Annotated in this window: 3 protein-coding genes; all 3 read left to right on the forward strand. The window is 40.0% G+C overall.

Annotation, left to right across the window (positions count from 1 at the left end; translation table 11 throughout):
- Positions 1-714: tRNA1(Val) (adenine(37)-N6)-methyltransferase (locus ACOVO2_RS23950; RefSeq protein ID WP_421772398.1), on the forward strand; the 714-nt coding region annotated here is incomplete at its 5' end.
- A 31-nt stretch (positions 715-745) separates the two neighbouring features.
- The gene (locus tag ACOVO2_RS23955; protein WP_421772399.1) at positions 746-1705 is read left to right on the forward strand and encodes a glycosyltransferase family 2 protein; all 960 of its coding nucleotides are present in this window, start codon (positions 746-748) and stop codon (positions 1703-1705) included.
- Between the two features lie 53 nt (positions 1706-1758).
- Positions 1759-4089 (forward strand): penicillin-binding protein 1A, encoded by a 2331-nt coding sequence (locus tag ACOVO2_RS23960; protein ID WP_421772400.1) that lies wholly within the window; start codon positions 1759-1761, stop codon positions 4087-4089.
- Positions 4090-4216 lie beyond the last annotated feature (127 nt).

A 4216-nucleotide genomic window follows, 5' to 3' on the forward strand; every position in this document is an offset into this window, starting at 1 on the left:
AAAATGCCAAAAAATTCATTTACATTCAAGCAATTCACGATAAACCAAGACCGCTGTGCCATGAAAGTTTGCACAGATGCGTGTATTTTTGGGGCATCGACCGACGTTGAAAATGTGAATCGAATATTAGATATTGGCACAGGAACAGGGCTATTATCCTTGATGTTGGCTCAGCGAAGCAACGCCCAAATTGATGCCGTAGAAATTGATGAAGATGCTTATCAGCAAGCTATTATGAATGTGCAAATGAGCAAATTTGCCGAAAAAATCAAAGTACATCACCAACGGATTCAAGATTTTTCGCACACATCGAATTTTGATTTGATAATCTCCAATCCACCGTTTTATCAGCAATCTTTAAAATCAAATGATGCGAAGGCAAATAAGGCTTTACACGCAGTTGAGCTAAGTTTCGATGATTTGATAGATTCTGTAAAAAGATTATTAAATTCAGCAGGTAGATTTGTGGTCTTACTGCCGCCTTTTGAGATTGAAAAATTGATACAAATAGCACAAAAAAAAGGCTTATATTTGTCAAAAAAAATGCTGATTCGTCATGATGAATCGAAGCCTATTTTCAGAGTAATTGCTACATTTCTTACTAATCAAGTACCTGATTTGGAAGAAACAACGTTAATTATTCATGATAAAGATGGTAAAACTTACTCGAATGAATTTCGAGATTTATTAAAAGATTATTATTTGATTTTTTAGCCCTTTTATCCGAAAGAGCGTTTCCTAATATATGAACCAATCGCTGCAAATATCAATCGTTGTGCCTCTTTACAACGAAGCCGAGTCTTTACCCGAACTTCATGACTGGATTGTACGAGTGATGACTCAGCACCAATTTTCGTATGAAATATTGTTTGTTGATGATGGCAGTTCTGATGAATCGTGGGAGGTTATCAAACGCTTATCGGCTAATAATCAGGCTGTTAGAGGTTTCAAATTTACTCGAAATTATGGTAAAACGGCAGCTTTGCAAACAGCTTTTATCAATACCAAAGGCGATGTTGTAATTACGATGGACGCCGACCTGCAAGACAGCCCCGATGAGATACCAGAGCTTTATCGAATGATAAAAGAAGACGGCTACGATTTGGTTTCAGGATGGAAAAAGAAACGCTATGACCCCATTACGAAGACCCTACCAACGAAATTGTTCAATGGTGTTTCTCGTTGGGTTTCGGGAGTGCAGTTGCATGATTTTAATTGCGGTTTGAAAGCGTATAAATCGAGAGTCGTAAAAAGTATTACGATTTATGGCGAAATGCACCGCAATATCCCTATCATTGCGAAGTGGAATGGCTTCAAGAAAATAGGAGAAAAAGTAGTACAACACCAAGCCCGCAAGTACGGAACCACCAAATTTGGCCTCGAACGCTTCATTTTTGGCTTCCTTGATTTACTTACGGTTGCGTTTGTCAATAAATTTGGCCGTCGTCCGATGCACTTTTTTGGTACGATGGGCGTGCTGTCGTTTTTGATTGGTAGCCTAATGGCCATGTATTTACTTTTCGAGAAATTATACAATATTAATCAAGGTCTTCGTTATCGAAACGTAACCGACAACCCACTGTTCTTTTTGGCATTGGTGGCTATCATTATTGGTTCGCAATTATTTTTAGCAGGATTTATCGGTGAACTTTTCGTGAAACAAAACTTTAAAAAAGACGAGTATCTGATTGAAGAACAGGTATAAAACTTATAAAGCACACTCATTACACCATACATACAAACACTGACCCAACAAAAATGAGATTTAACTATTTTGAACTTGCAGATGGCAAATATCGAAAGATTATTGGTAATATTTGGAAATTTACTGGTTTCGGAGTACTTGCATTTATTATTTTTCTTGTTGCTGTTAACTTCAATTTATTTTGGCTATTTGGAAAAATGCCAAGCTCAGATGATATTGACAATCCAAACAGCGAGATTGCATCAGAAGTAATTTCTTCGGATGGGAAAGTGATTGGCAAGTTTGCCTACGAAAACCGTAGCCCAATAGACTTCAATGAGCTTTCTCCGAATATCGTAAATGCTTTGGTGGCTACCGAAGACGTACGTTTTACGGTTCACTCGGGCATAGATGCACGTAGTACATTACGTGTGATTACTGGTATTTTTACGGGCCAACGCAAAGGTGGAGGTAGTACGATTTCTCAGCAATTGGCCAAAAACCTCTTCAAACTTCGTGAAGATGATTTCTACAGAGGGCCTTTGTATAATGTTCCGGGAATTAGACAGTTGCTTATTAAAACCAAAGAGTGGATTACGGCCATTAAACTCGAACGCCGCTACACAAAGCAGGAAATTATGGAGAAATACCTTAATACGGTTGAGTTTAGTAGTGGTGCTTATGGTATAAAATCAGCCGCAAAGACTTATTTCAAGAAAGAACCAAGCGAACTCAATGCCGAAGAAGCTGCAATTTTGGTAGGAATGTGTCAAAATCCATCAAGATTTAACCCGAAATTTCATCCAGTGGCTGCTAAGGAGCGTAGAAATATTGTTTTCGACCAAATGGTAAAGTACAATAAACTCTCGCTCGAACAAGGTGAAGCTCTCAAGAAAAAACCAGTTGTATTAAATTATTCGCCCGAAAGTCATAATTCGGGGCCAGCACCTTATTTCCGTCAATTCTTGAAAGATTGGTTGAAAGCTGAAATCGTAAAAGAAGGTTACGATGCCAATGATATTTATACGAAAGGATTCAAAGTTTACACAACCATCGACTCGCACATGCAGACCTACGCCGAGGAGGCTTTGCGTGAAAACATGAAAGACCAACAGAAGAAATTCTATGCTCACTGGAAAGGAAAGGGAAATCCGTGGGTGTTGGAGTCAAAAGCGAAAGAAGGGCGTTATGAAGAAATTCCGAACTACATTGAGAATATTGCCAAAACTACAGCTCGATTCCGTGAGTTGAAACGAGAATATGACGGCGATATGGACAAAGTTTGGCGTGATATGAAGAAGCCAACCAAAATGAGAGTCTTTACGTGGCAGGGGGAGCGTGATACTGTGCTTTCATCAATGGATTCGATTCGCCATTATAAGTTTTTCTTGCATTCGAGTTTCTTAGCTATGGACCCTCGCAACGGACATATCAAGGCCTGGGTAGGGGGTATTAATTACAAGCATTTCAAATACGACCACGTTTATCAAGGAAAACGTCAGCCAGGTTCAACATTCAAGCCGTTCGTTTATTGTACGGCAATTGATAATGGTTTTTCTACTTGTGAGCGAGTAACTGACCAACCGATTACGATTCAAGTTCCGGGAAGCAGCTGGACACCAAAAAACTCGGATGGTAAATACTCGTATCGCTCCATGACGCTCCGTCAGGCTTTGGGGCAGTCAATCAATACAGTGAGTGCATATCTGATAAATCAGTTTAAGGCTGAAAACGTAATAAAATATGCTCATAAATTGGGTATCAAGAGCGAATTGCCCGAAGTACCTGCCATTTGTTTGGGTATTGGTGATGTTTCGCTCTATGAATTGATGGCGGGCTATTGCGTTTTTGCGAACCAAGGAAAATATACCGAGCCGATTTTTGTAACCAAGATTTCGGATAAAAATGGTGAGGTTATTAAGGAGTATTATTCTGATAGTAAGGAAGTTATCAGTCAAGAAACTGCCTATAAAATGATTCACCTCATGCGTGGAGCAACACAACCTGGCGGAACGGCGATAGGTTTATCAAGATATGGGGTATTGGACGGAAACGAAATTGCCGCCAAAACTGGTACAACTTCCAACTTCTCGGATGGTTGGTTTATGGGAATTACGCCTACGCTCGTGGCGGGCGGTTGGACAGGTGGCGACGACCCAACGATTCACTTCCGCGATATTAATCTCGGGCAAGGTGCAAGGCTTTCGATGCCAACGTGGGGCGGTTTCTTCCAGCGAGTGTATGCCGATAAAACGCTGGAATACAAAAAAGGAACATTCTTGAAGCCGTCAACGGTATCCATATCAGGCGATTGTGTGTTTACAGCAGGTGAAGGTGCTTATATAGATTCTACCCAAAAATATACTCCACCAACGGCCAAACCAGCCGATGATGAGCTGCTGTAAAAGAAGTTTTAAAGCGGAAATCTAACTTTCATTAGTACTTGGGTTGGCCGCAAATCATAAGAAGTTTCTACATAATTGAAAGCACCATTGCTTACACTTAGAAGCGATTCGGAATTAAAAATATTTG

This window comes from Emticicia sp. (assembly GCF_049241225.1).
GTDB lineage: Bacteria > Bacteroidota > Bacteroidia > Cytophagales > Spirosomataceae > Emticicia.